Genomic DNA, 22,319 nt, shown 5'->3' on the forward strand with positions numbered 1-22,319 from the left:
GTCCGGCCGGGTTCCGGTGGCCGGGACGCGCCCAGTCCGGACCGGGCGGCCCGGTGTTAATCATGAAACCGGCGCTGGCGTGAGCCAGTTCACAGCGACTCTCCTCGAAAGGACCTCCGTGCATACGGCTTTCATCCGAATCAAGGTCGATCCCGCCGCCGCCGACCAGGTCGCGCAGGCCATGCTGACGCTCACCGCACCCACCCTGGCCGAGCCCGGGTGCCACACCTACGAGTTCTACCGCGACAACGACGACCCGTCACTGTTCCTGTGCTTCGAGCACTGGGATTCCCGCCAGGCCCTCGACGATCACGGCTCGACCCCGCACGTGCAGGCCTTCCTCAGCGAGTTCGGCCCGCACATCCAGGTGTGGGAACAGAACCACACCACAGCCCTGGCCTGATCCGCCGCTCTACCCGGACCGGCCGTCGAGTGCGCGTTCGGCACGCAACTCGGAGGCCGCGTCCTGGTGGGACGGGGCGGCGCCGCCCGCTGCCGGGTTGGGCTGTCCCGTACCGGTATTGATCAGGTTGCGGAGGCTGCCGCCGAGGTACCCGCCCCAGGCGTTCGAGCACACGTCGTAGCACTCGTACTGCGGCACCAGGCCGACGTGGGTGAAGTGAACCTCTGCCCCGCCGTCCTTCTCGGTGATCTCGAAGATGATCTCGGTGCCCTTCCATTCGGCCTGGTCTTCGATGAAATTGAAGTAGTTGTCCACGACGAGCCAGGCCACCTTGCGGCCCGGCACCAATTCCGTGACGCGGACCGTGCAGCGATGCACGTCCTGATAGCGGTGGACGAACTCGCCGCCGACCCGATCGGTGACGCCCTCGGCATCCTCGGACCACCAGCCTCGGACATTGACGATGCCCTCGAAGGCTTCCTGAGGAGACCGATCCACCGAGAACGTGGTGGTGAAGTTGCGCGCCGATTCTGCTTGCATCATGAAGGTGAGCTTAAGCGCATTCGATTTCATGATGCAAGCAAAATCACCGTCAGGCTTCCTCACGCACGTCGAGAACGACCTTCGCGCCCGGCGACGCCGCGACCTGCAGGGTACGCAGGCGCAGCAGCACCGGGTTGTCGGTGAGCAGCTTGGCCGTGTTGGCCAGCGACCGCAGTGCGGCCGCCTCGGCGCGGGCCCGCTCCAGCTCGGCGCGACCGCGCTCACGGGCCAGGACCGTCTCGAGGGCGGCCTTGCGGAGCTCGCCCGGGAGCATGATGTCCTTGGCGCGCACGGCGTCGACCCGGATGCCGAGCCGCTCGACCGCGGCCGCGACCGTCGCCGTCCCGGAACCGAGCAGCGCGCGATCGGCGACCAGCTCGTCGAGGGTGTGCGCGGCCACCAGGTCGCGTGCGACCTCGTGGACCGCCCCGTACAGCGCCATCTCGGCGTTCTGCGCCCCCACGGTGAAGGCCACCGGATCGGTGACCGCCCAGTCGACGGCGAGGCTCGCGCGCAGCGACAGGCCGTCCGAGGTCAGCAGCTCCTGGCCGCCGACCTGGAGTGTCCGCGGGCGCATATCGACGGTGACGAGCTTGCAGCGCTTCTCGTCGTAGCGGTGGCGGCCCGGCTCCAGCGTCCGCTCCAGGACACCGTCTCGGTACATCAGGGTGCGCTGCCAATCCATGACAGTCGCATACGTCTTCGTGAACATCGTCTTCGTGAACATCCCAATCTCCTTCCCTCGCTTGGCATCGGGCACGACCGGACACGCCCTGACCGATCACGGCACGCGGCGGGAGCCTCCCCCGTCCGGAGACGGAGAGCTCGCAGAGCCGCGATACCGCCCACGACCGGTCAGGGCGCATCACGTCAAGGAGTCGAACCTCGGCAGATGGAATCTGCGTCACCAGGAAATAGCCACCCCCTATACGGAGAACGCGGTCCGGAGATTCCGGTGCGCCCCTTGGTCGTGGCCGAGATCAACGGTAGCCAGCGCATCACGCTGCGCGCCAACGATTTTCCGGGCGCGGAACGGCAGCCGTGAAATGCGAAAAGGCCCTTCAGTTTTCACTGAAGGGCCTTTCACAGTAGTCCCGACGGGATTTGAACCCGCGCTACCGCCTTGAGAGGGCGGCGTCCTAGGCCGCTAGACGACGGGACCAGGTCGCTCGCTGCGATCCGTGGACCGCGGCAGCTCCGAAAGCTTATCCTGCCGCCGCCCAGCAACCAAATCGCCTGTTGACAGGCTTGCGGAGGGCCACAGGACCCGCCCACACGGACGCCGCGATCAGCTCCCGGGGACCTCGTCACGCCAGCCGCGCTCGAAGATCACTTCGAGCTTGTCCCCGATCGCGGCCTCGAGATCGATCCCGAGTTCGGCGGCGGTCAGCCACGCGCAGATGACCACGTCCGCCAGCTCGGCCCGCATCTCCTCGAATGTGCCTGTGCGGCGGGCCTGTCCGGACCAGCGGCGGTACGCCCCGACGAACTCGCCCGTCTCCTCGGCCAATGCGAGCACCTGCCGGTTCTGCGACCCCTCGGCCGGGAACCCGGCATCCCGCAGGCGGGCCAGGATTTCGGCCGCGACCTGCGGCATGTCGACTGTCATGGCGGCGACCGTTCTCTCGATGGTTCGCGGCTCTACTGGTAGTCCGGCGGCAGATCGTCGAATTCCGGCGGCGCCTCATCGGGCCAGGGGATGTCGTCGGCCGCAGCGAAGCCGCTCGCCCGCGCGGCGAAGCCAGGCGCTGGTCTGGCGGAGCCGGCGGCCGGGTCAGCGGAGCGAGGCGCCGACGCGGCGGAGCCAGGTTTCGACGCGGTGGCGCGCGACCCGCGGCCCGCGGTGGACGTCGTGGCGGCACGCGCGCCGCGCCGCGCTCCGGGGGCAGCCGTCGCGAGCCCCTCGGTCGCCCCGAACCTGGACCCCGAAGCCGGGGCCGAAACCGCCGAGCCAGCCGAGGCCGACCCGGAAGCCGGTGCGGGACTCGCCGATTCGCGCCGTGGGCGAGCGGTGGCCACTGAACCACCCGCATCCGAGGAGCCGCGGGCGACCGCGGAATCACCGGCGGGCACAGAGTCACCGGCGACCGCCGCACCGCCTGCGATCACGGAGCCACCGGCTGCCGCAGAGCCACCCCCGGCGTCGGAGCCGCCCGCCGCGGCGATCACCTCGAGCACGCCTTCGCCGTACTTCGCGCGCTTGTTCTCGCCGATCCCGGAGATGCCCGCGAGATCGGACAGCGAGGCGGGCTTGCGGGTGGCGATGTCGCGCAGCGTCGCGTCGTGGAAGACGACGTAGGCGGGCACGCCCTGTTCCTTGGCGGTGGCGGCACGCCAGGCGCGCAGCTTCTCGAACAGGTCGGTATCGGACTTGCTGAGGTCGCCCGCCGCGAGGCGGGAACCCTTGGCGGGCTTGGAGGTTCGTGCGGCCTTGCTGCGTTCGGGCTCGCGGCGGAGCATGACCTCGCGCTTCTCGAACAGCACCTGGTTGCTGGATTCGGTGAGCGTCAGGACCCCGTAGTCGCCGTGCACGGCGAGCAGCCCCTGCGCCAGCAGCTGGCGGATCACCCCGCGCCATTCGATATCGCGCAGTTCGGTGCCGATGCCGAAGACCTTCAGCTCGTGATGGGCGTGCTGCTCCACCTTGGGATTGCGCTTGCCGATCAGGATGTCCACGATGTGCCCCGCGCCGAAGCTCTGCCCGCGTTCCCGCTTGAGCCGCAGCACGGTGGAGAGCACCTTCTGCGCGGGCACGGTGCCGTCCCACGCCTCGGGCGCAGTGAGGCAGGTGTCGCAGTTGCCGCAGCGCTCCCCCCGCTGCCCGAAGTAGGCGAGCAGCTGGACCCGGCGGCACTGGACGGTCTCGCACAACGCGAGCATGGCCTCCAGGTGCAGCTGCAGCTGACGGCGGTGCATGGCGTCGCCGTCGGAGGAGTCGATCATCTTGCGTTGCTGCACAACGTCGCTGAGGCCGTACACCATCCACGCGGTGGACGGCTGCCCATCACGTCCGGCGCGGCCGGTCTCCTGGTAGTAGCCCTCCACCGATTTGGGCAGGTCCAGGTGGGCGACGAACCGCACGTCCGGCTTGTCGATACCCATGCCGAAGGCGATGGTGGCGACCACGACCAGGCCGTCCTCGCGCAGGAACCGCGATTGGTTGGTCGCGCGGGTCCGGTTGTCCAGGCCGGCGTGATACGGCACCGCTTCCACACCGTTGGCGGTCAGGAACGCCGCGGTCTTCTCCACCGAATTGCGGGATAGGCAGTAGACGATGCCCGCGTCGCCGGCGTGTTCGTTCTGGATGAACGACAGCAACTGATGCTCGGCCCGGTTCTTGCCCTCGATCCGGTACTGGATATTGGGCCGGTCGAAGCTGGCCACGAAGTGCTTGGCCCCGCGCCCCTCGAGCAGGTCCAGCCGTTCGGCGATCTCCTTGCGGGTGGCCTCGGTGGCGGTGGCGGTGAGTGCGATGCGCGGCACGTCCGGCCAGCGCTCGTGCAGCATGGACAGGCCCAGATAGTCGGGCCGGAAGTCGTGGCCCCACTGCGACACACAGTGCGCCTCGTCGATGGCGAAGACCGAGATCTTGCCCCGGTCCAGCAGCTGGGCGGTGGATTCCAGCCGCAGCCGCTCGGGTGCGAGGTAGAGCACGTCCAGCTCCCCCGCCACGAATTGCGCCTCGACCGTGCGCCGTTCGTCGGGGAACTGTGTGGAGTTGAGGAACCCGGCCCGCACGCCCACCGCGGTGAGCGCGTCGACCTGGTCCTGCATGAGGGCGATGAGCGGCGAGATGACCACGCCGACACCCGGCCGGACCAGCGCCGGGATCTGATAGCACAGCGACTTGCCGCCACCGGTGGGCATGAGCACCAGGGCGTCGCCGCCGGAGATCACCTGTTCGACGATCTCCCGCTGCGGCCCGCGAAAATTGTCGTACCCGAACGTCTTCCGCAAAACCTGGTGTGCCGGATCACTTCCGGCATCACCCAGGTTCCCGTCAATGGTCTCGACCTCCGGCGCACTCACGACGGCAATCCTACGGACACCATCCGACGACCGGTGCCCGCTCGAGAACTTCGCACCCCGTCACTCGCGCACGTAGTACCGCAAGGCGACATACGCGGTGAGAGCGGCGAATCCGATACCGATCGGTGTGACGACCATGGCCACGGCCGCGATGTCGTCGCCGGTGATCCGCGGCAGCACCTGATCGTTGAACAGCGACCCCAGGGCCCGGTTGATCACCAGCGGCTGCGCCACGAACAGACCACCCACGGCCAGCACCGATCCCACCAACGCCGCCAGCACGGCTTCCAGCAGGAACGGCAGCTGCGTGTACCAGCGGGTGGCGCCGACCAGTCGCATGATGCCGACCTCGGTCCGCCGGGCCAGCGCCGCGACCTGCACCATATTGGCGATCAGCATCAAGGCGGCGAGGGCTTGCAGCGCCGCCAATCCGAAGGCGGCATTGCGCAATCCGACGAAGAAGCTGACCAGCCGGTCCACGATGTCCATGTCATTGAGCACGGTCATGACGCCGGGCCGCTTGGAGAAGTCGTCGTAGATGGACCGGTACTTGGTGACGTCGTCGAGCTTCACCCGGAACGAGGCGGGCAGGCCGTCCTTGCTCACCTCGTCGGCGAGTCCCGGCTGATCCTTGAAGGTGGTCTCCTTGACCTCTTTCACCGCGTCCGAGCTATTGATGAACTGCACGTTCGCCACATAGTCGTGCTTCTTCAGATCCGCCATGAGCGAGGCGCACGGCTGTCCCGTGCAGTCCGGGTCCGTCTTCGACACCTGATCGTCGAGGTACAGCCGGATCTCCACGCGCTGGACGTAGTAGTCCTGGATCTTGTCCGCCATCCGGACCGCGAGCAGACCGCCGCCGAGCATGGTCAGCGACACCGCGGTGGTGAGGATCATGGCGATGGTCATGGTGACATTGCGGCGCAGGCCGGTGAAGACCTCGCTGAACAGGAATCCCGCGCGCATTATCGGCCCACCCCGTAGACGCCCATCTCGTCGTCGCGCACGATGCGTCCGCGATCGAGTTCGACCACGCGCCGGCGCATGGCGTCGACGATGGTGTTGTCGTGGGTGGCCATGACCACCGTGGTTCCGGTGCGGTTGATGCGTTCGAGCAGCATCATGATGTCCTGACTGGTCTCCGGGTCGAGGTTGCCGGTCGGTTCGTCCGCCAGCAGCACCAGCGGCCGGTTCACGAAGGCGCGGGCAAGCGCGACGCGCTGCTGCTCACCGCCGGACAGTTCGCCTGGCAGCCGGTCGGCCTTGCCCGCGAGCCCCACCATGTCGAGCGCCTCGGGCACCGACCGATTGATGAATGCTCGCGATTTGCCGATCACCTCCAGCGCGAACGCGACATTCTGTTCCACCGTCTTCTGCTGCAGCAGCCGGAAGTCCTGGAAGACGCACCCGATGCGCTGGCGCAGCTTGGGAACCTTGCGCCCGGGCAGCCGGTCGACCCGGAAGTCGGCGACCCACACCTCACCGGTGGTCGGCTTCTCGTCCTTCAACAGCATCCGCATGAACGTGGACTTTCCGGAGCCCGAGGGCCCGATAACGAAGACGAACTCGCCTTTTCCGATATCGACGGAGACATTGTCCAGCGCCGGCCGCGTCGAGGTCTGATACGACTTGGTGACGTTGCGCAGGGTTATCACGGGGAGCCAGTGTAGCCAGCACGACCGCGCGGCCGACCACACCGCGCGGGTGGGGAGTCAGCGCCGCGTGTGCTCGGATGTGTTTGGCAGATAGTTGCTGAGCACGGTATTCACGATCGGCGGGGTGCTTTTGGGCTCGTGTCCGGCGGGCTTGACGACCACGTAGAGCACGAATGTCGCGACCCACACGGCCATCAGGATCGCGGTGGACTTACGGATTCGCTTGATCGGCACCGACACTCATACCCTCCCGGCGCAGTGCCGCGGCCACCCGCACACGGAGCTCGCGCCCGACTTCGAACTGTTTGCCCGGGAGCGTCCGGGCCACCATCTTGATGTTCATCTGATTGACGGTGAGATCTTCGACACCCATCACGCTGGGCTGGTCCAGCAGCAGGGCCTTCAGCTTGCGATCGGAGAACGCCTTGGCCCCGACATCGCGCAGGACTTCGTTGACCTTGTTGATGTCGGATGTGGCGGGCACCGGCACATCGATGGCGGCGCGCGCCCAATCCTTGGACAGGTTGGTCACCTTCACGATCTGACCGTTGGGAACGATGACCACTTCGCCGTCCGCGCTGCGCAAGGTGGTGATGCGCAGCGTGACGTCCTCCACCGTACCCTCGGCCTCCGCGGAGTTCCCGCTGACCGCGATCCGCACGACATCGCCGAAGCCGTACTGCCTTTCGGTGATCAGGAAGAATCCCGCGAGCAGATCCTGCACGATGCGCTGCGCGCCGAAACCCAGCGCCGCGCCCAGCACCGCCGCCGGGGCGACCAGTCCGCCCAGCTCGAAGCCCAAGCGCCGCAACACTTCCAGCGAGACCAGGAAGTAGACGATGGACAACACCACCCAGGTGATCACCTGGGCCAGCGCGTGCCGGTGCTTGGACGCCTCCGACCGCACCAGCGAGTCACTGCTGCGGAATCCGGCGTCGATGCGCCGGGTGATCCGGTCCCGCACATAGTTCGCGCCGCGGCTGAAGAGCATGGTGCCAACGACGAGCAGCACGATCTCCAAGCCGCTGGACCGCAGCCAATTTCCGAACTCTGTATTCATAGCGCCTCCGCTCCCCTCCGCCGTGCGGAGCGGGCAAGCCGAGTTGATCTAGTTGGCCGCCGACTGCTCCCGCATGCGCCAACGAATTCCGGCTTCGATGAAAGCATCGATGTCGCCGTCGAGCACGGCGGAGGGGTTGTTGACCTCGTAGTTGGTGCGCAGATCCTTGACCATCTGGTACGGGTGCAGCACGTAGGACCGCATCTGGTTGCCCCAGGACGCGCCCTCGTTGGTCTTGAGCGCGTCCATCTGGGCGCGTTCTTCCTGCCGCTTGCGCTCGAGCAGCTTGGCCTGCAGCACGCGCATGGCCGAGATCTTGTTCTGCAGCTGCGACTTCTCGTTCTGGCAGGTGACCACGATGCCGGTCGGGACGTGGGTCAGGCGGACCGCGGAGTCGGTGGTGTTGACCGACTGACCGCCCGGACCCGAGGAGCGGTACACGTCGACGCGGACCTCGCCCTCGGGGATCTCGATGTGGTCGGTGGTCTCGACGACGGGCAGCACCTCGACCTCGGCGAAGGAGGTCTGGCGGCGGCCCTGGTTGTCGAACGGGCTGATACGGACCAGTCGGTGCGTACCCATTTCGACCGACAGCGTGCCGTAGGCGTAGGGCACCTTCACCGCGAAGGTCGCCGACTTGATGCCCGCCTCTTCCGCATAGGAGGTGTCGTAGATCTCGACCGGGTACTTGTGTCCCTCGGCCCAGCGCACGTACATGCGCATCAGCATCTGCGCCCAGTCCGCGGCGTCCACGCCACCCGCGCCGGAACGAATGTTGACCAGCGCCTCACGCTTGTCGTATTCGCCCGAGAGCAGCGTCCGGACTTCCATCGCCTCGACGTCGGCGTGCAGGGCGGCCCGCTCGGCGTCGGCGTCGGCCAGCGCCGCGACCTGGTCCGCGCCCTCCTCGGCCTCGGCGAGCTCATAGAGCACCGGCAGATCCTCGAGCCGCTGCCGCAGATCGCGCACCCGCCGCAGTTCGGCCTGGGCGTGCGACAACTCACTGGTCACGCTCTGCGCGTGCTCCTGGTTGTTCCACAGCTCCGGGTCGGCCGCCTGGTGTTCCAGCTCGTCGATGCGGCGAGCCAGCTCGTCGATATCGAGCACCGACTCGATGGTCTTCAGAGTGGTGTCGAGTTCGGCCAGATCAGCGGAGACGTCAGGATGCACGGTGTTCAAATCTACCGTCCCGCCGCACCGGGCCCTAACTTCGGCATTCCCCCACTTCCCCGAGCGGCCGGCGAGCCAGCCACCGGCAACTATTGCCGCGACTCACCCGGCGACGGCACGTAGCCCGCCGGGGCGGCGACCGACCAGACGATCGAGGGCGGCGGCGGTGGCGTCGTCGGCGGGCAGGTAGACGATGAGGGTCTGGTCGTCATCCGCCGAGAAGTGCAGGGTCTCGTAGGCCAGGCGCAGCGACCCGGCCTCGGGGTGTTCGAGGCGGCCGACGCCATTGGTGTCGGGCAAGCCGGGGATGGTGTCGAGCCGGTCGGTGAATTCCGGGCCCAGGGTCGCGGCGAGCTCGTCGAACAGCGCGTTCACGTGCGGGTCGGCGCGGCCCGGACCCTGTTTGAGGGTGGCGACCACCTTGTCCGCCTTGTGTTCCCAGTCGGGGTAGAACTCCCGGGCGCGCGGGTCGGACAGCACGTAGCGGGCGTAGTTGCCGGGCAGTCCGGCGTCGAGCATGCCGATCGGTCCGAACAGGGCGCGGTAGCCGTCGGTCACGGCGAGGATCTCGGTGAGGCGGTTCATCACGGCGGCGGGCGCGGGCTCGAGCTGATCCAGCATGGCCTGCACGGCGGGGCGGATGCGGCGGTTGGGCCCGGATGCGCCGCGGCAGTTGAAGTTCGGATCCCCCGCCTTCGCGAAACCGAGCAGGTGCACGCGCTGCGCGGGAGTCAGTCGGAGCGCGTCGGCCAGCGCGATCAGCACCGGCGAGGACGGATGCCGGTCGCGCCCCTGCTCGAGCCGGGTCAGGTATTCCACGGAAACACCCGCGAGCGTGGCCAATTCGGCCCGGCGCAGCCCGGGCGTGCGCCGCCGGGGACCGGTCGGCAGGCCCACCTCCGCGGGTGTGACGGCCTCGCGGCGCAGGCGCAGGAACAGTCCCAGCTCGTTCTCACTCACGTTTTCGACGGTAACAACCGGGGCGGTCGCGGAGGGTGTCCCTGCCACTACCACCCTCAGCGTGGTCTCCCTACCGGTCCCGCGAACTCGCAGAGTTGATCCCGAGCGGCCGACCGGCCGCACCGGATCCCCGAAGGAGTCCATCATGACCAGCACGTCCCTGCGCCTCGCGGTGATCATCGGCAGCGTCCGGGAGGGACGCTTCGGACCGGTGGTGGCCGACTGGTTCGCCGCGCGGGCCCGCGTCCACGGCGCGTTCGAGGTGGATGTGATCGATCTGGCCGACTACGACCTGCCGCACGAACTGCCCGCGATCCCGCTGGCGATGGAGCCGAATCCGGCCCGCCCCGGCAAGGGCGACGAGTTGGCGGCGCGGCTGGCGGCGGCGGACGCGTTCGTGGTCGTCACGCCCGATATCAACCGCAGCTTCCCGTCGTCTCTCAAGACGGCTATCGACTGGCATGTCACCGAATGGGATCGCAAGACGGTGGGATTCGTCGGCTACAGCGGTGGATCCGGCGGGCTGCTGGCGATCGAGGGTCTGCGCGCGGTGTTCAACGAGCTGAACGCCCACACGGTGCGGAATTATCTCTCGTTCTCCCGCTACTACCTGCTGTTCGACCAGTCGGGCGCGCTGATCGAGCCCGCCGAGTACGAGGAGGCCGCCGACCGTCTGCTGACTCAGCTGCACTGGTGGGCAACGGCCCTCGGCGCCGCCCGGCGGGCCGCTGTTCCGGCCTGACCTGCCGTTGGGATACCCAGAGCGAGCAAATCTCCGCTCACCGGTGTGCCATCCATCGTTCGGGACGTGGGACACCCGGTGTTAACGGGGGAGGACTAACGTGCTCGGGGTGACCGGATACTCCGCTGACCTGGAACTTGCGCTGAGGCTGGCCGACGCGGCCGATGTGATAACCCGTGAGCGGTTCGGGGCGCTCGACTTGAAGATCGATTCGAAACCGGATCTGACGCCGGTGTCGGACGCGGATCTGGCGGTCGAGCGGATGGTGCGGGAGGTGCTCGCGGCCGAGCGCCCCGACGATCTGGTGCTCGGCGAGGAATTCGGCGGGGATGCCGAGTTCACGGGGCGGCAGTGGGTGATCGATCCGATCGACGGGACCAAGAACTTCGTGCGCGGCGTGCCGGTGTGGGCCTCGCTCATCTCGCTGCTGGAAGACGGTGTGCCGGTGGTGGGCGTGGTGAGCGCGCCCGGCCTGTCGCGGCGCTGGTGGGCGGCGTCGGGCCACGGCGCCTGGAGCTCCTTCGAAAAGGGTGAGCCCAAAGCGATTTCGGTGTCCGCGGTGGCGGAGCTGGGAGCGTCCAGCCTGGCGATCTCGAGCCTGTCCGGCTGGCGGTCGATCGGCCGCCGCGCCAAGCTCATCGCGCTCACCGACGAGGTGTGGCGGGTGCGCGGATACGGCGACTTCTACGGCTACGCGCTGCTGGCGGAGGGTGCGGTGGACATCGTCACCGAGCCGGAACTGTCGCTGTGGGACATGGCCGCGCTCGACATTCTGATTCGTGAGGCGGGCGGCACCTTCACCTCGCTCGACGGCAATCCGGGGCCGCACGGCGGCAGCGCGGTGGCGACCAATTCGCATCTGCAGGACCAGGTTCTGGCGGCGCTGCAGGCCTGATTCGAATTCTTCGGGGAGTGCCCGGCGCGGGCTGCGGTCCCGCCACCGGGCGCGTGGCTGCACCTGAACTTCCGGTGCGGCTACGCTTTATCGTGCTGCGTTGCTACGGGTTTCAGCCCAGCGGGATGCAGACCGAGCCGGCGTCGATGTAGGGGCCGCCGAGGGCGGAGGAGCCCACACCGACCGAGCCCAGGCCGATCTCGGTGTTCAGCACGCCGCTGCCACAGCCGGGGCCGTTGCTCGAGCCGAGGCTGGAGCCGGTGATGCCGATGTCGATGTTCTGCAGCGGCACTTCGGCATTCGCGGCGGGGGCGGTGAGGAAGAGACCGGCGGCGACGAAGCCGACCGTTCCGAGCGCGATCTTCATTATGTACGAGCCTCCATCAGGATCGGGTTATGCGCCGACACCTTAGCCCAGCTCGCCTCCGTTTGAAGTGAGTTTGTTTCACTAGATCCGGGTTACGTCATGGGCACGTTCGAGCCACCGCTCTGACCTCGCGATTCGACAACACTCGACGACAGTTCTTACTCTGAAGTAAGATAGTCTTACTCAGGAGTAAGATTGCTGGGCAGGATCACCCACCTCCTCGATAGAAACTTGGTGATTATGAGCACTCGAGACACCGCAACGAAGCGGGATACGTCCGCCGTTGGCCTCAACCCGGTCAAACGTGACTGGATGGGCGCGGCGATGCGGGTCATGACGACCATCACGGGGTCCGACCTGGCCGAGAAGTACAACCTGCGCAAGCCGATCGAGCGTCTCACCTATGAGGGCACCAAGACCGGATTCCGCACCCTCGGTGCCGCGACCCGCGCGTTCGAGAAGGTCGCCGGCGGTGGCGCTCCGAAGCGTCTGCCCGCCAACGAGTCTCGCAAGAAGGACTACTTCGACCTCACCCCGACCGACGAGCAGCAGATGATCGTCGAGACGGTGCGTGACTTCGCCGGCGAGATCCTGCGCCCGGCCGCGTACGAGGCCGACAACTCGGCCAAGGCGCCGCGCGACCTGCTGGAGCGGGCCGCCGAGCTGGGCGTCACGCTGATCAACGTGCCCGAGGAGCTCGAGGGCGCGGCCTCCGAGCGGGGCGCGGTCACCAACTCGCTGGTCGCCGAGGCGCTGGCGTACGGCGACATGGGCCTGGCGCTGCCGATCCTGGCGCCGAGCGGTGTCGCCGTCGCGCTGTCGCAGTGGGGCACCGACGCGCAGCAGAAGAGCTACCTGGGCGCGTACGCGGGCGAGAACGTGCCGCAGTCCTCGGTGGTCATCGCCGAGCCGCAGGCGCTGTTCGATCCGTTCGCGCTGAAGACCAAGGCCACCCGCTCCCCCAGCGGTTTCCGCCTGAACGGCGTGAAGACCCTGGTCCCGGCCGCCGGTGACGCCGAGCTGTTCATCGTCGCCGCCGAGCTGGACGGCCGCCCGACCTTCTTCATCGTCGAGTCCGACACCGAGGGCCTGGTGATCGAGGCGGACCCGAGCATGGGTATGCGGGCCGCGGGCCTGGGTCGCCTGATCCTGAACAATGTCGCGGTTCCCGCGACCGCCCTGCTGGGTGACTCCGAGGGCGCGGTGCGCGCCGAGGAGTACGCCGACGCGGTGCGGCTGGCTCGCCTGGGCTGGGCCTCGCTGGCCATCGGCACCGGTCAGGCCGTACTGGACTACGTGATTCCGTACGTGAAGGAGCGGGAGGCGTTCGGTGAGCCGATCGCGCACCGGCAGGCGGTCGCGTTCATGGTCGCGAACATGGCGATCGAGCTGGACGGTCTTCGTCTCGTGACGCTGCGGGGTGCGTCTCGCGCCGAGCAGGGCCTGTCCTTCGCCCGCGAGGCCGCGCTGGCCAAGAAGCTGGCCACCGACAAGGGCATGCAGATCGGCCTCGACGGCGTGCAGCTGCTCGGCGGCCACGGCTTCACCAAGGAACACCCGGTCGAGCGCTGGTACCGCGATCTGCGCGGTGTGGGCGTCGCCGAGGGCGTCGTTCTCCTCTGACCCGACTTCTCAACGGAGAGACCACTCATGATCAATCTCGAACTCCCCAAGAAGCTGCGGGCCAGCGCCAACCAGGCCCACCAGGTCGCGCAGGAGATCTTCCGTCCCGCGTCGCGCAAGTACGACCTGGCCGAGCACGAATACCCGGTCGAGCTGGACACCATGGCCGCCATGGTCGAGGGCCTGTCCGACTCGGGTTCCGCCGACGTCTCCGGCGCCACCGGCGGCCGTAAGGCGGGCGAGTCCACCGAGGGCGACAAGCACGCCACCGAGCTGCTCGGAAACACCAACGGCGGCAATATGTCCGCGCTGATGAACGCCCTCGAGACCTCCTGGGGCGACGTCGGCCTGATGCTGTCGATCCCCTACCAGGGTCTCGGCAACGCCGCCATCGCCGCGGTCGCCACCGACGAGCAGCTGTCGCGGTTCGGCAAGGTGTGGGCCGCCATGGCCATCACCGAGCCGTCCTTCGGCTCCGACTCCGCGGCGGTCACCGCCACCGCCACCCTCGACGGTGACGAGTGGGTCCTCAACGGCACCAAGATCTTCGTGACCGCGGGCTCGCGCGCCACCCACATCGTGGTGTGGGCGTCGGTGGACCGGTCCCTGGGCCGCGCCGCCATCAAGTCCTTCGTGGTTCCCCGCGATGCCAAGGGCCTCACCGTGTCCCGCCTCGAGCACAAGCTCGGCATCAAGGCGTCCGACACCGCCGAGATCCGCTTCGAGGACTGCCGCATCCCGAAGGACAACATCCTCGGTTCCCCGGAAGTCAACGTGGAGAAGGGTTTCGCGGGCGTCATGCAGACGTTCGACAACACCCGTCCCCTCGTGGCCGCCATGGCGGTCGGCGTCGGCCGCGCCGCCCTCGAGGAACTCCGCACGGTGCTGACCGACGCGGGCGTCGAGATCTCCTACGACACCCCCGCCAACAACCAGCACGCCGCCGCCGCGGAATTCCTGCGCCTGGAAGCGGATTGGGAGGCGGCCTACCTCCTCTCCCTCCGCGCCGCGTGGATGGCCGACAACAAGAAGCCCAACTCCCTCGAGGCCTCCATGTCCAAGGCCAAGGCCGGCCGCATGGGCACCGACGTCACCCTCAAGGCAGTCGAGCTCGCCGGCGCCACCGGCTACTCCCAGCGCACCCTCCTGGAGAAGTGGGGCCGCGACTCGAAGATCCTCGACATCTTCGAAGGCACCCAGCAGATCCAGCAGCTCATCGTCGCCCGCCGCGTCCTCGGACTGGGCAGCGACAAGCTGAAGTAAGTTCTGGCACAACGAAACCCCGGTGTGCGGCCCGCAGGGTCGGCACCGGGGTTTTGCTGTCTCTGTGGGCGGTCAGCCTTTGTGGGTGGGGCGGCTGACGGGGAGTGGGTGGCCCGTTTCCAGGAGGGATTTGAGGTCGCTGAGCATGAAGGGGTAGCCGCCTCCGAAGCCCTCGGGTTCCAGGTCGCCGGAGATGATGATCGAGATGAGTGGGGCTCCGGCCACGTCGTGGATGACGGTGAGGGCGCAGGTGCCGTCGCCGCGGTCGCGGATTTCGTAGCTGAGGTGGGTTTCCGGCTCGGCCGCCAGGTTTTCGTCGCCCAGGAAGCGGATGCGGGCGGACCAGCGCAGCGGTGGGGCGTAGTCGGTGACCGTGCCGCGGATGATGATGTCCGGGTCGGTGTCGATCGGGCGGGGGCCGGTGGGCGCGAAGACCGCGAACGCGCCGCCGACGCGGGGTTCGATCACGCTGCGGCCGCCGAAGCCATAGCGCACGGTCCAGTCGGGATCGGTGATGGCTTCCCAGATCCGTTCGGGCGGTGCGGCGATGATCACGCGGTGGATCTGCGTCGTCTCGGGGCGCGCACGCGGGAGGATGTCCTCGAAGCTCACGATTCCAGGTCCTTCTTCAGCTCGGCGAGCGCGGAGATCTGCTGTTCGGTGAACTTGTCGATCCACCGATCGTGAATCAGCCGGATCGGCACGGAATTGAGGTAGTGCAACTTCTTCCGCCCGCTCCGCACCACGGTCACCAGGCCCGCGTCCTCGAGCAGCCGAAGATGCTTGCTGATCCCGAACCGGGTCATCTCCACCCCGGATTCCAGCTCGGTCAGCGTCTGCCCGTCCCTGACGAACAGCGCGTCCAGCAGATGCCGCCGAGTGGGATCAGCCAGCGCCTTGAACACCGCGTCCTCGTCCACACCCCGACTCTATACGAGACCAATCGGTCACCTAACAATTGACATGTGACCATTTGGTCACCTATTGTCGGCTCATGAACCGCTACGTAGTCCTCTATCTCGCCCCACAATCGGTCGCCGAACGATTCGCCCAGGCCACCCCCGCCGAAGCCGCGAAAGGCATGCGAATGTGGGCGGATTGGGACACCCGCCTCGGCCCCGCCCTCCTCGACCCGGGCAAGCCCCTCGGCAACGCCCGCCGCATCACCCCCACCGAAACCACCGAAACCTCCAGCGAAGTAATCGGAATGTCCATCCTCCAGGCCACCTCCATGGACGAGGCCCTGAAACTGGTCGACAACCACCACCACCTCCACTGGGCCGACCAGTGCGAAATCGTGGTCCTCGAAGAGCAACCCATCCCGGAACTCCAGCAATGAAACTGTCGAGTTGGGTCCGGTAAGCGTCCAGATCGGCACGGACACGGCGGATTTCGACCACGGAGTCGGCGTACTTCAACCTGTCGACGGTGGCGAGGATGTTGCCGCACGGGTGCGACGGGCGAGTGACGGCGGCATACCGGCGGCTCTGCGCGTCGGACTGCTCGATGCGGGGACAATTGGTCCATGGTCGAACTTGTACTGGTTCGGGGGGATATCACCGAGCAGGAGGTTGATGCTGTGGTGAATGCGGCGAATTCTTCGCTGCTCGGGGGTGGGGGTGTTGATGGGGCCATTCATCGGAAGGGGGGTCCGGCGATTCTGGCTGCTTGCCGTGACCTGCGGGCGTCGCATTATGGGAAGGGGCTGGCGACCGGAAAGGCCGTTGCGACGACCGGTGGGAATCTGCCCGCGCGGTGGGTGATTCACACAGTGGGGCCGGTGTGGTCGGCGCAGGATGACCGATTGGAGCTGCTGGCCTCCTGCTATCGCGAATCACTGCGGGTGGCGGATGAATTGGGTGCGCGGACGGTAGCGTTCCCGGCCATCTCCACCGGTATTTTCGGCTGGCCGATCGACGACGGTGCCCGGATCGCGATAGAGACGGTGCGAGCAGCCGACACGGCGGTGCGGGAAGTGCGGTTCGTACTGTTCAGCCAGGACGCTTACGACTCCTTCGCCAGCGCGCAGGGGCGATCCACTGACTGGTAGATCGGCGATCGGGCAGGTGGTGGTGAGGATGCTGACCGGCTTCATTGTTGTGGGGTTGGTGGTGGCGTCGGTTTTGATCGTTGCGGCGGTCGTTTTCGCGGCGCGTGAGGATGGGGTGCGCGGGCTGGTACGCGATACGAGTATCGCGGGTTGCGGTGTTCGTCGGGTGTGCTGTGGGTGTCCGTGTGGCGTTGCTGGCCATACTCTTCGGATTTCGTACCGTGCTCGAGTTCCTCATCAATCTGCATCCGACACCGGACTGATGAACCAGATGTATCTCCGCACCCGCGAAGTCACAGATTGAAAGACCTTACGGACTAGGTGCGCGCGTATCCGTCAGCGAATCGGTTAGGTTTCAAAAACCGGCTGAGCATAGCCGATGATGCTTTGCACCACGTGATACGTTGCCCCCGTTTGTTTTAGGGAGCCGCGCCGAAGCAGCGGCGGCTCCTCAGTTTTCGGGGAGGGTCTCATGGGTTTCGGTGCTGCTATCAAGAGCGTCCTATCGAAGTACGCCACCTTCAGCGGCCGCGCCCGCCGCAGCGAATTCTGGTGGTTCACACTGTTCTTCTTGTTGATCATCGTCGGCATACCCGTCCTCAACGCCGCTCTTACGGCCACCGACCGCACCGGCACCTCCCCGCTGGCCGTCGTCCACGGCCTCGTCGTGCTGGCGCTCTTGATCCCCTCCCTCGCGGTCCGAGTACGCCGCCTGCACGACGCCGAATTCTCCGGCTGGTGGATCCTCATCGCCTTCATCCCCTTCGTAGGCGCGCTCACCTTGTTCGTCCTCTCCGTCATCGACGGCACCCACGGTCCCAACAAATACGGGTCCGACCCGAAAGACCGTGAACCCCAGAACCTCGGCCCCTTGGCATACTCCTGACGCAGCCGCACGATACTGGCGAGATGGGGAACCGCTGGGTCGGCTTGACGATCGATTGCTTTGATGTGCAAGAGGTTGCCTCCTTCTGGAGTGCTCTGCTAGATCGTCCACAGGGTCCGTCCGAACCTGGTTGGGTCTACCTCGGGCATCCTGAGGATCCGCAGCCGCGTCTTGTTTTCCAGCCCGTGAGCGAACCCAAGAACGGCAAGGTGCGCCTTCATCTCGACGTCGCGGTCGACGATATCGACCAAGGGATAGCCGAGGTGATCGCGCTCGGGGGCAGGCACACGGGCGAGCGGCACGATCATGACGGAGGAGTGGTCGTTGTGATGGCCGACCCTGAGGGCCACGAATTCTGCTTGGTTCAGTACTTCTGATGTTCGCAACGCTCAGTCGAGGCAGAATTCGTTGCCTTCGATGTCCTGCATGACCAGGCACGATTCGTTGACGTCGTCGGCGAGCAGCAGCCGCTGCCGAACTGCGCCGAGGGCGACCAGTCTTGCGCATTCGGCCTCGAGGGCGGCGACGCGCTCCGCGCCCACGAGACCGGTGCCGACGCGGACGTCCAGATGCAGCCGATTCTTGACGACCTTGCCTTCGGGAACACGTTGGAAGTACAGGCGCGGGCCTACGCCTGCGGGGTCGACGCAGGCTGATCCTTGCTGCTCGTATCCCAGTACCTCGCACCAGAAACGGGCGAGGCGCGCGGGGTCCGCGCAGTCGAAGGTGACTTGGATCGTTCTCACCGACGGCATTGACTCTCCTCATGCGGTTCCCGGCGCATACACCAGGTGCGCAGGCCGTTGTCGGCCAGCGTGATATCGGCGGTGACTTCGAAGCCCAGGTGTTGGTAGAAGCGGACGTTGGCCTCGCTCGAGGTTTCCAGGAAGGCCGGATAGCCTGCGCGGGCGGCCTCTTCGATCCCTGGCCCAAGGACGGCATTGCCCAGTCCCCGGCCCTGATGCTCGGGGGCGACGGCGAGGGTGTGGAGCATCCATCCCGGCTCCCGGGGCCGGTAGGGCTCGATGGCCGCTTCGGAGGCGGCGGCTGCCTCGGACCGGTCGCCGATGAGTTCGTCCAGTTCCACGGCCATCTCGGCGAATGCGGCCGTCGGGTCCTGGTCGGGAGTGGACCAGGCCGCGACGGCACGACCGCCGTCGGCGATCCAGACTTTCCCGTAGACCATCGCGATGCGGGTCAGGCACAGTTCCTGATAGCGGCGGATTCGTTCCACGTGGTTGTCGGCGTCGATCACGTACCGGGTGTAGGGGTAGTCGGCGAACGCGCGGGCCAGGGTGTCGACCGCGGTGGGAACATCGGCGTCGGTGATCAGCCGCGTGGTGCCCGTCGATGAGGTCATGCCCAGCCAACGAGCGCCTCGGCGATCTCGTTCCGGCTGGGAGTATTGCGATAGTGGTCGTTCGAATCCGATCGGGCGGGCCAGGTCCAGGAGGTGGGGATGGTGGTGAGGCTGCCCGAGGAACATCGGGCGGATGTGGAGATCCTCTGGGAGTTCAATCGGATGGGGCACGCGGTGCGGCCGGTTGATGTGGGGGTCGGGCTCGGTGGGCACGACATCGGGGTCGCCTCCTACGCGGCTGAGCTCTATCACGCCGGAGTGTTTCCGTTGATCGTGTTCACGGGGGCACATGGACCTTCGACCAGGGAGCTGTTCCCGCGCGGGGAGGCGGTTCACTTCCGGGAGCACGCCATTGGGCTCGGGGTGCCCGGCGAGGCGATCCTGGTCGAGACCCGGGCCACGAATACCGGGGAGAACATCGAGTTCACGCGCGATCTGCTCGCGGAGCGGGGGCTGCTCGAATCGATCGGGTCGGTGATGTTGATCGCGCGGCCGTATCACCAGCGGCGGAGTTTTGCGATCTGCCGGAAGCGTTGGCCGACAGTCGATGTCCGGTGCGGGTCGCTGCCGCTCGCGCTGGACGACTACGTGGCGAGCATCGGCGACGTGGAGCGGGTGATGAACATGCTCGTCGGTGATACTCAGCGGGTGTGGGCCTATCCGGCGCGAGGGTGGGCGATCGACCAGGATGTGCCGGACGAGGTCAGGGCGGCGTACGGACGGCTCGTTGCAGCCGGGTTCGATCGGCGGCTGCTGGCCGAGGGGTGATCAGGTTCCCGAGGCGGTTATCTGGAGCTTGGAGTTGACGTATTCGACTCGGAGCCACCGTTTCTCGGTCTGGGTTTTGCCGGTGGCGTAGGTGTAGGTGAGGGTGGCGGTGCTGGTTCGGTAGTCGGTGTTGGTGATGGAGCCGACCTGGACCGTGGTGACGGTGGACCAGAATTTGGTGTAGCCGGCGTAGCCGCCGCTCTGGGATTGGTACGACGAGGAGAGCTGGTTCCAGGCGGAGTCCGTGCCCGATGGGAGTTGGGCGTAGTAGCTGCGGATGAAGGAGGCCATTTGGTCGGCAGTTGGGCCTTTTGAATCCGTTTTGCCCGTGTCGGTTCCATGTCCGTTTCCCGTGCCGGTTCCGTTCCCGTTTCCGTTCACGACGACGGTGGCGGGCTGGTCGGCGTTGCCGGAACCGAAGTGGATATCGCCGAAGGCGCCGACGGCTATCAAGGCCGCACCGATGGTGGCCGCCGCGCCGATGACGGCTACTGCGATCGCTACGCCTGCCCGGTCGGACATGCGCGCCTCCCCTGGTCGATCACGCACAGTGGCCGCTCGGGCGAAGCGGCAGGATCAGGATACTGCCGGCAATCCGGGAATCACAGGGAATTCTCGAGGTCCGGTAGCGGTCAGGCGACCAGGTGATACAGGTGAAACCGGCGGTGCGGACGCGGCGCGGCGGTTGCCGAAATGTGATCTGCGCGGATAGGTTTCGGCGGTGCGTGGATTCAGTAGGCGAATGCTATTGGGGGCAGGGGCTCTGACGGCGGGTGCGTTGATACCGGCTGCGGTCGGCCGGGCCGGGGTACCGGTCGTGGGGCCCGCGTTCGACGCGCAATACCGGGCGATCACCAGAGTCGCCGGCGGCCGCTGGCATTGCCTGGTGACCGATCTGGGCTCGGGGACGCCGGTGCCGGTCGTGGAGGAGGACGCCGACTTCGTGATCGAGGGCGCCAGCGTGCAGAAGCTGGCGGTGATGGCGGCGCTCATGAGCGAGGTCGACGCGGGGCGGGTGAAGCTGTCGGACACCACGACGCTGGACGCCGATATCATCGCCGAGGGCAGCGGGCTGTATTTGAATCAGGCCGCGTTCGGGGATCAGCTGACCGTCGCGAATCTGCTGACCACCATGCTGCAGGTCTCGGACAACACCGCGGTGCGACTGCTGTCGCGGTTCGTGTCGGGGGATCAGGTCAACGAGACCCTGGATCGACTGGGGTTCAAGCAGACTCGTGTGGAGCCATTGCCCGGGGAGAGCCGGTTCTATCTGGGCGTCACCACGGCGCGCGAGAACAATGACCTGTTGTATCGGCTGGCTTCGGGGACCTTGCTGTCGCAGGAGTCGACGCAGGCGGTGCTGCGGATCATGGCGTGGACGTCGGTCGGCTACACCGACGGCGTCCGGCGCAACATGTCGTCGGAGGAGCGGGCCCGTTTCGCCACGAAACACGGTGCGTCCGATGATAGACGGCACGACACGGGCGTCATGTTCGACGAGGCCGGAGCCCCGTCGGTGGTGTTCTCGTTCTTCGCCGATCAGGCTCCCGACGCCGACAATTACGGGGCCACGAATCCGGTGGTGGAAGCGCACGCCGCGCTGGGACGGGCGTTGCTCGACACGTATACGCATCTGTCGCCGTTGCAGTCGTTCATCGATCCGAAGAAGATCGCGGCGGGCGGGCACTGAGCGGGAAGTTCAGCCCGCCAACATGTTTCGCATGGCGGTGAACACCTCGGACGCGCCGCCCAGGGACCAGCCGCCGTCGACGGGGATGATCGCGCCGTTGACGTAGGCGGCGTAGGGCGAGGCCAGCCACAGGCAGCAGTCGGCGATCTCCTGGGCGGTGCCGTACCGGCCCATGGGCACCGATCCGGTCACCAGATCGGCCATCGCGGGCGTAGGCGCCAGCCGCGCCATGCCCTCGGTGTCCTCGATCGGCCCCGGCACCACCGCGTTGACCCGGATGCCGTGATGCCCCCATTCCAGCGCCGCGCATCGGGTGAGCATGTCCACGCCCGCCTTGGCCGCGCACGCGTGGGCCTGCATCGCCATCGGAATGGTCGACTGCGGCGCGGAGATGGTGATGACCGACGCCCCGGGCGCGCGCAGATGTTCGCGGCCGGCGCGCAGGACATTGAAGGTGCCCTTCAGGTCGATGTCCACGACCGCCGCGAACGCGCCCGCCGACAGGGTGTCCGCGGCAGCGGGAAAGTTCCCGGCCGCCCCGGACACCAGCACGTCCAGCTCCCCCAGTTCCCCGCAGATGGCGGCGATCCCCTGCGCCACCCCTTCGTAGTCGCGGACATCCGCGGCGAAGCCGAGCACGGTGCCCCCGTTCTCCCCGATCGAGTCGACGGCGGCGCGCACCTTGTCCGGCGAGCGCGACAGCACCCCCACCGAGGCCCCCGCCCGCGCGAACGCCTGAGCCACACCGAGATTGATACCGCTGGTGCCACCGGCCACGAATACCGTCCGGCCGGAGTAGTCGAAGAGGTCGCTCATCTCCTGATTCTGCGGCGATTCCCCCGCCCCGGGGTCGGG

Annotated in this window: 27 protein-coding genes, 1 tRNA gene and 1 pseudogene; 11 read left to right on the forward strand and 18 right to left on the reverse strand. The window is 67.1% G+C overall.

Features of this window, described 5'->3' with window-relative positions; translation table 11 throughout:
• Positions 1-118 precede the first annotated feature (118 nt).
• A complete protein-coding gene (locus ACFYTS_RS27710) occupies positions 119-403 on the forward strand; it encodes a putative quinol monooxygenase (protein ID WP_357086616.1) in 285 nt (94 codons plus the stop codon).
• Between the two features lie 9 nt (positions 404-412).
• Here ACFYTS_RS27710 and ACFYTS_RS27715 read toward each other — a convergent pair whose 3' ends face one another.
• The 11 genes and pseudogenes from ACFYTS_RS27715 to ACFYTS_RS27765 form a co-directional block, all read right to left on the reverse strand.
• Positions 413-946: an SRPBCC domain-containing protein gene (locus tag ACFYTS_RS27715; RefSeq protein WP_357286727.1), complete on the reverse strand. Its 534-nt coding sequence runs from the start codon at positions 944-946 to the stop codon at positions 413-415.
• Between the two features lie 49 nt (positions 947-995).
• Positions 996-1,673 carry a slipin family protein gene (locus ACFYTS_RS27720; protein ID WP_387308314.1) on the reverse strand — a complete coding sequence of 226 codons (678 nt, stop codon included), beginning with the start codon at positions 1,671-1,673 and terminating at the stop codon, positions 996-998.
• Positions 1,674-2,035: 362 nt separating this feature from the next.
• Positions 2,036-2,108, reverse strand: a tRNA-Glu gene (locus ACFYTS_RS27725).
• A 126-nt stretch (positions 2,109-2,234) separates the two neighbouring features.
• Positions 2,235-2,555: a MazG nucleotide pyrophosphohydrolase domain-containing protein gene (locus tag ACFYTS_RS27730; protein WP_357286732.1), complete on the reverse strand. Its 321-nt coding sequence runs from the start codon at positions 2,553-2,555 to the stop codon at positions 2,235-2,237.
• A gap of 551 nt (positions 2,556-3,106) precedes the next feature.
• A pseudogene (gene recQ, locus ACFYTS_RS27735) lies at positions 3,107-4,951 on the reverse strand (DNA helicase RecQ); the annotation flags it as partial.
• An 84-nt stretch (positions 4,952-5,035) separates the two neighbouring features.
• Positions 5,036-5,941: a permease-like cell division protein FtsX gene (gene ftsX / locus ACFYTS_RS27740; protein ID WP_357286737.1), complete on the reverse strand. Its 906-nt coding sequence runs from the start codon at positions 5,939-5,941 to the stop codon at positions 5,036-5,038.
• The gene (ftsE, locus tag ACFYTS_RS27745; RefSeq protein ID WP_357086625.1) at positions 5,941-6,630 is read right to left on the reverse strand and encodes a cell division ATP-binding protein FtsE; all 690 of its coding nucleotides are present in this window, start codon (positions 6,628-6,630) and stop codon (positions 5,941-5,943) included. Before ftsE ends, ftsX begins: the two co-directional genes overlap by 1 nt.
• A gap of 57 nt (positions 6,631-6,687) precedes the next feature.
• Positions 6,688-6,864: a hypothetical protein gene (locus ACFYTS_RS27750; protein ID WP_357286740.1), complete on the reverse strand. Its 177-nt coding sequence runs from the start codon at positions 6,862-6,864 to the stop codon at positions 6,688-6,690.
• On the reverse strand, positions 6,842-7,690 hold the full coding sequence (locus tag ACFYTS_RS27755; protein ID WP_357286743.1) for a mechanosensitive ion channel family protein: 849 nt from the start codon (positions 7,688-7,690) through the stop codon (positions 6,842-6,844). Before ACFYTS_RS27755 ends, ACFYTS_RS27750 begins: the two co-directional genes overlap by 23 nt.
• A gap of 48 nt (positions 7,691-7,738) precedes the next feature.
• Positions 7,739-8,860 carry a peptide chain release factor 2 gene (prfB, locus tag ACFYTS_RS27760; protein WP_387308318.1) on the reverse strand — a complete coding sequence of 374 codons (1,122 nt, stop codon included), beginning with the start codon at positions 8,858-8,860 and terminating at the stop codon, positions 7,739-7,741.
• A gap of 102 nt (positions 8,861-8,962) precedes the next feature.
• Positions 8,963-9,820, reverse strand: coding sequence for a helix-turn-helix transcriptional regulator (locus ACFYTS_RS27765; protein ID WP_387308320.1), 858 nt, complete (start codon positions 9,818-9,820; stop codon positions 8,963-8,965).
• Between the two features lie 145 nt (positions 9,821-9,965).
• Between ACFYTS_RS27765 and ACFYTS_RS27770 the strand changes: the two genes are divergently transcribed.
• Together ACFYTS_RS27770 and hisN are read left to right on the forward strand one after the other, a co-directional pair.
• The gene (locus ACFYTS_RS27770) at positions 9,966-10,562 is read left to right on the forward strand and encodes an NADPH-dependent FMN reductase (RefSeq protein WP_387308322.1); all 597 of its coding nucleotides are present in this window, start codon (positions 9,966-9,968) and stop codon (positions 10,560-10,562) included.
• Positions 10,563-10,671: 109 nt separating this feature from the next.
• A complete protein-coding gene (hisN, locus tag ACFYTS_RS27775; protein WP_387308324.1) occupies positions 10,672-11,457 on the forward strand; it encodes a histidinol-phosphatase in 786 nt (261 codons plus the stop codon).
• Between the two features lie 112 nt (positions 11,458-11,569).
• Here hisN and ACFYTS_RS27780 read toward each other — a convergent pair whose 3' ends face one another.
• Positions 11,570-11,824 (reverse strand): hypothetical protein, encoded by a 255-nt coding sequence (locus ACFYTS_RS27780; RefSeq protein WP_379094448.1) that lies wholly within the window; start codon positions 11,822-11,824, stop codon positions 11,570-11,572.
• Between the two features lie 234 nt (positions 11,825-12,058).
• Between ACFYTS_RS27780 and ACFYTS_RS27785 the strand changes: the two genes are divergently transcribed.
• Together ACFYTS_RS27785 and ACFYTS_RS27790 are read left to right on the forward strand one after the other, a co-directional pair.
• Positions 12,059-13,447, forward strand: coding sequence for an acyl-CoA dehydrogenase family protein (locus ACFYTS_RS27785; protein ID WP_379094446.1), 1,389 nt, complete (start codon positions 12,059-12,061; stop codon positions 13,445-13,447).
• Positions 13,448-13,474: 27 nt separating this feature from the next.
• Positions 13,475-14,710, forward strand: a complete 1,236-nt coding sequence (locus ACFYTS_RS27790) for an acyl-CoA dehydrogenase family protein (RefSeq protein WP_357286757.1) — start codon at positions 13,475-13,477, stop codon at positions 14,708-14,710.
• A 72-nt stretch (positions 14,711-14,782) separates the two neighbouring features.
• On the opposite strand, the gene ACFYTS_RS27795 is transcribed toward ACFYTS_RS27790, so the two are convergent.
• The gene (locus tag ACFYTS_RS27795; RefSeq protein WP_357286760.1) at positions 14,783-15,322 is read right to left on the reverse strand and encodes an SRPBCC domain-containing protein; all 540 of its coding nucleotides are present in this window, start codon (positions 15,320-15,322) and stop codon (positions 14,783-14,785) included.
• Positions 15,319-15,630: a helix-turn-helix domain-containing protein gene (locus tag ACFYTS_RS27800; protein WP_357286761.1), complete on the reverse strand. Its 312-nt coding sequence runs from the start codon at positions 15,628-15,630 to the stop codon at positions 15,319-15,321. Before ACFYTS_RS27800 ends, ACFYTS_RS27795 begins: the two co-directional genes overlap by 4 nt.
• A gap of 74 nt (positions 15,631-15,704) precedes the next feature.
• Here ACFYTS_RS27800 and ACFYTS_RS27805 point away from each other — a divergent pair, with 74 nt between their 5' ends.
• The 4 genes from ACFYTS_RS27805 to ACFYTS_RS27820 all read left to right on the forward strand — a co-directional run bounded on the left by ACFYTS_RS27805 (position 15,705) and on the right by ACFYTS_RS27820 (position 18,023).
• The gene (locus ACFYTS_RS27805; RefSeq protein WP_387308328.1) at positions 15,705-16,049 is read left to right on the forward strand and encodes a hypothetical protein; all 345 of its coding nucleotides are present in this window, start codon (positions 15,705-15,707) and stop codon (positions 16,047-16,049) included.
• Positions 16,050-16,235: 186 nt separating this feature from the next.
• Positions 16,236-16,760: an O-acetyl-ADP-ribose deacetylase gene (locus ACFYTS_RS27810; RefSeq protein ID WP_387308330.1), complete on the forward strand. Its 525-nt coding sequence runs from the start codon at positions 16,236-16,238 to the stop codon at positions 16,758-16,760.
• 472 nt (positions 16,761-17,232) lie between these two features.
• Positions 17,233-17,646 carry a DUF805 domain-containing protein gene (locus tag ACFYTS_RS27815; RefSeq protein WP_387308332.1) on the forward strand — a complete coding sequence of 138 codons (414 nt, stop codon included), beginning with the start codon at positions 17,233-17,235 and terminating at the stop codon, positions 17,644-17,646.
• Positions 17,647-17,669: 23 nt separating this feature from the next.
• Entirely contained in the window at positions 17,670-18,023 is a 354-nt protein-coding gene (locus tag ACFYTS_RS27820; RefSeq protein ID WP_357286771.1) for a VOC family protein, read from the forward strand.
• A gap of 12 nt (positions 18,024-18,035) precedes the next feature.
• On the opposite strand, the gene ACFYTS_RS27825 is transcribed toward ACFYTS_RS27820, so the two are convergent.
• Together ACFYTS_RS27825 and ACFYTS_RS27830 are read right to left on the reverse strand one after the other, a co-directional pair.
• Positions 18,036-18,401 carry a VOC family protein gene (locus tag ACFYTS_RS27825; protein WP_357286774.1) on the reverse strand — a complete coding sequence of 122 codons (366 nt, stop codon included), beginning with the start codon at positions 18,399-18,401 and terminating at the stop codon, positions 18,036-18,038.
• The gene (locus ACFYTS_RS27830) at positions 18,389-19,006 is read right to left on the reverse strand and encodes a GNAT family N-acetyltransferase (protein ID WP_357286778.1); all 618 of its coding nucleotides are present in this window, start codon (positions 19,004-19,006) and stop codon (positions 18,389-18,391) included. Before ACFYTS_RS27830 ends, ACFYTS_RS27825 begins: the two co-directional genes overlap by 13 nt.
• 99 nt (positions 19,007-19,105) lie before the next feature.
• Here ACFYTS_RS27830 and ACFYTS_RS27835 point away from each other — a divergent pair, with 99 nt between their 5' ends.
• Positions 19,106-19,774 carry a YdcF family protein gene (locus ACFYTS_RS27835; protein ID WP_387308394.1) on the forward strand — a complete coding sequence of 223 codons (669 nt, stop codon included), beginning with the start codon at positions 19,106-19,108 and terminating at the stop codon, positions 19,772-19,774.
• On the opposite strand, the gene ACFYTS_RS27840 is transcribed toward ACFYTS_RS27835, so the two are convergent.
• On the reverse strand, positions 19,775-20,296 hold the full coding sequence (locus ACFYTS_RS27840) for a hypothetical protein (protein WP_387308335.1): 522 nt from the start codon (positions 20,294-20,296) through the stop codon (positions 19,775-19,777).
• 295 nt (positions 20,297-20,591) lie between these two features.
• On the opposite strand from ACFYTS_RS27840, the gene ACFYTS_RS27845 reads away from it, so the two are divergent.
• Positions 20,592-21,464: a serine hydrolase gene (locus ACFYTS_RS27845; protein WP_387308337.1), complete on the forward strand. Its 873-nt coding sequence runs from the start codon at positions 20,592-20,594 to the stop codon at positions 21,462-21,464.
• Positions 21,465-21,473: 9 nt separating this feature from the next.
• On the opposite strand, the gene ACFYTS_RS27850 is transcribed toward ACFYTS_RS27845, so the two are convergent.
• The gene (locus ACFYTS_RS27850) at positions 21,474-22,280 is read right to left on the reverse strand and encodes an SDR family oxidoreductase (RefSeq protein ID WP_357286790.1); all 807 of its coding nucleotides are present in this window, start codon (positions 22,278-22,280) and stop codon (positions 21,474-21,476) included.
• Positions 22,281-22,319 lie beyond the last annotated feature (39 nt).

Source organism: Nocardia sp. NPDC004151 (genome assembly GCF_042874235.1).
Lineage (GTDB): Bacteria > Actinomycetota > Actinomycetes > Mycobacteriales > Mycobacteriaceae > Nocardia.

Coding starts and splice junctions, on each gene's coding strand:
- ACFYTS_RS27715 (WP_357286727.1), bottom strand. CDS start 946: ATGATGCAAGCAGAATCGGCGCGCAACTTCACCACCACGTTCTCGGTG.
- ACFYTS_RS27720 (WP_387308314.1), bottom strand. CDS start 1,673: ATGTTCACGAAGACGATGTTCACGAAGACGTATGCGACTGTCATGGAT.
- ACFYTS_RS27730 (WP_357286732.1), bottom strand. CDS start 2,555: ATGACAGTCGACATGCCGCAGGTCGCGGCCGAAATCCTGGCCCGCCTG.
- ftsX (WP_357286737.1), bottom strand. CDS start 5,941: ATGCGCGCGGGATTCCTGTTCAGCGAGGTCTTCACCGGCCTGCGCCGC.
- ACFYTS_RS27755 (WP_357286743.1), bottom strand. CDS start 7,690: ATGAATACAGAGTTCGGAAATTGGCTGCGGTCCAGCGGCTTGGAGATC.
- ACFYTS_RS27770 (WP_387308322.1), top strand. CDS start 9,966: ATGACCAGCACGTCCCTGCGCCTCGCGGTGATCATCGGCAGCGTCCGG.
- ACFYTS_RS27780 (WP_379094448.1), bottom strand. CDS start 11,824: ATGAAGATCGCGCTCGGAACGGTCGGCTTCGTCGCCGCCGGTCTCTTC.
- ACFYTS_RS27790 (WP_357286757.1), top strand. CDS start 13,475: ATGATCAATCTCGAACTCCCCAAGAAGCTGCGGGCCAGCGCCAACCAG.
- ACFYTS_RS27805 (WP_387308328.1), top strand. CDS start 15,705: ATGAACCGCTACGTAGTCCTCTATCTCGCCCCACAATCGGTCGCCGAA.
- ACFYTS_RS27810 (WP_387308330.1), top strand. CDS start 16,236: ATGGTCGAACTTGTACTGGTTCGGGGGGATATCACCGAGCAGGAGGTT.
- ACFYTS_RS27815 (WP_387308332.1), top strand. CDS start 17,233: ATGGGTTTCGGTGCTGCTATCAAGAGCGTCCTATCGAAGTACGCCACC.
- ACFYTS_RS27820 (WP_357286771.1), top strand. CDS start 17,670: ATGGGGAACCGCTGGGTCGGCTTGACGATCGATTGCTTTGATGTGCAA.
- ACFYTS_RS27825 (WP_357286774.1), bottom strand. CDS start 18,401: ATGCCGTCGGTGAGAACGATCCAAGTCACCTTCGACTGCGCGGACCCC.
- ACFYTS_RS27830 (WP_357286778.1), bottom strand. CDS start 19,006: ATGACCTCATCGACGGGCACCACGCGGCTGATCACCGACGCCGATGTT.
- ACFYTS_RS27835 (WP_387308394.1), top strand. CDS start 19,106: ATGGTGGTGAGGCTGCCCGAGGAACATCGGGCGGATGTGGAGATCCTC.
- ACFYTS_RS27840 (WP_387308335.1), bottom strand. CDS start 20,296: ATGTCCGACCGGGCAGGCGTAGCGATCGCAGTAGCCGTCATCGGCGCG.
- ACFYTS_RS27850 (WP_357286790.1), bottom strand. CDS start 22,280: ATGAGCGACCTCTTCGACTACTCCGGCCGGACGGTATTCGTGGCCGGT.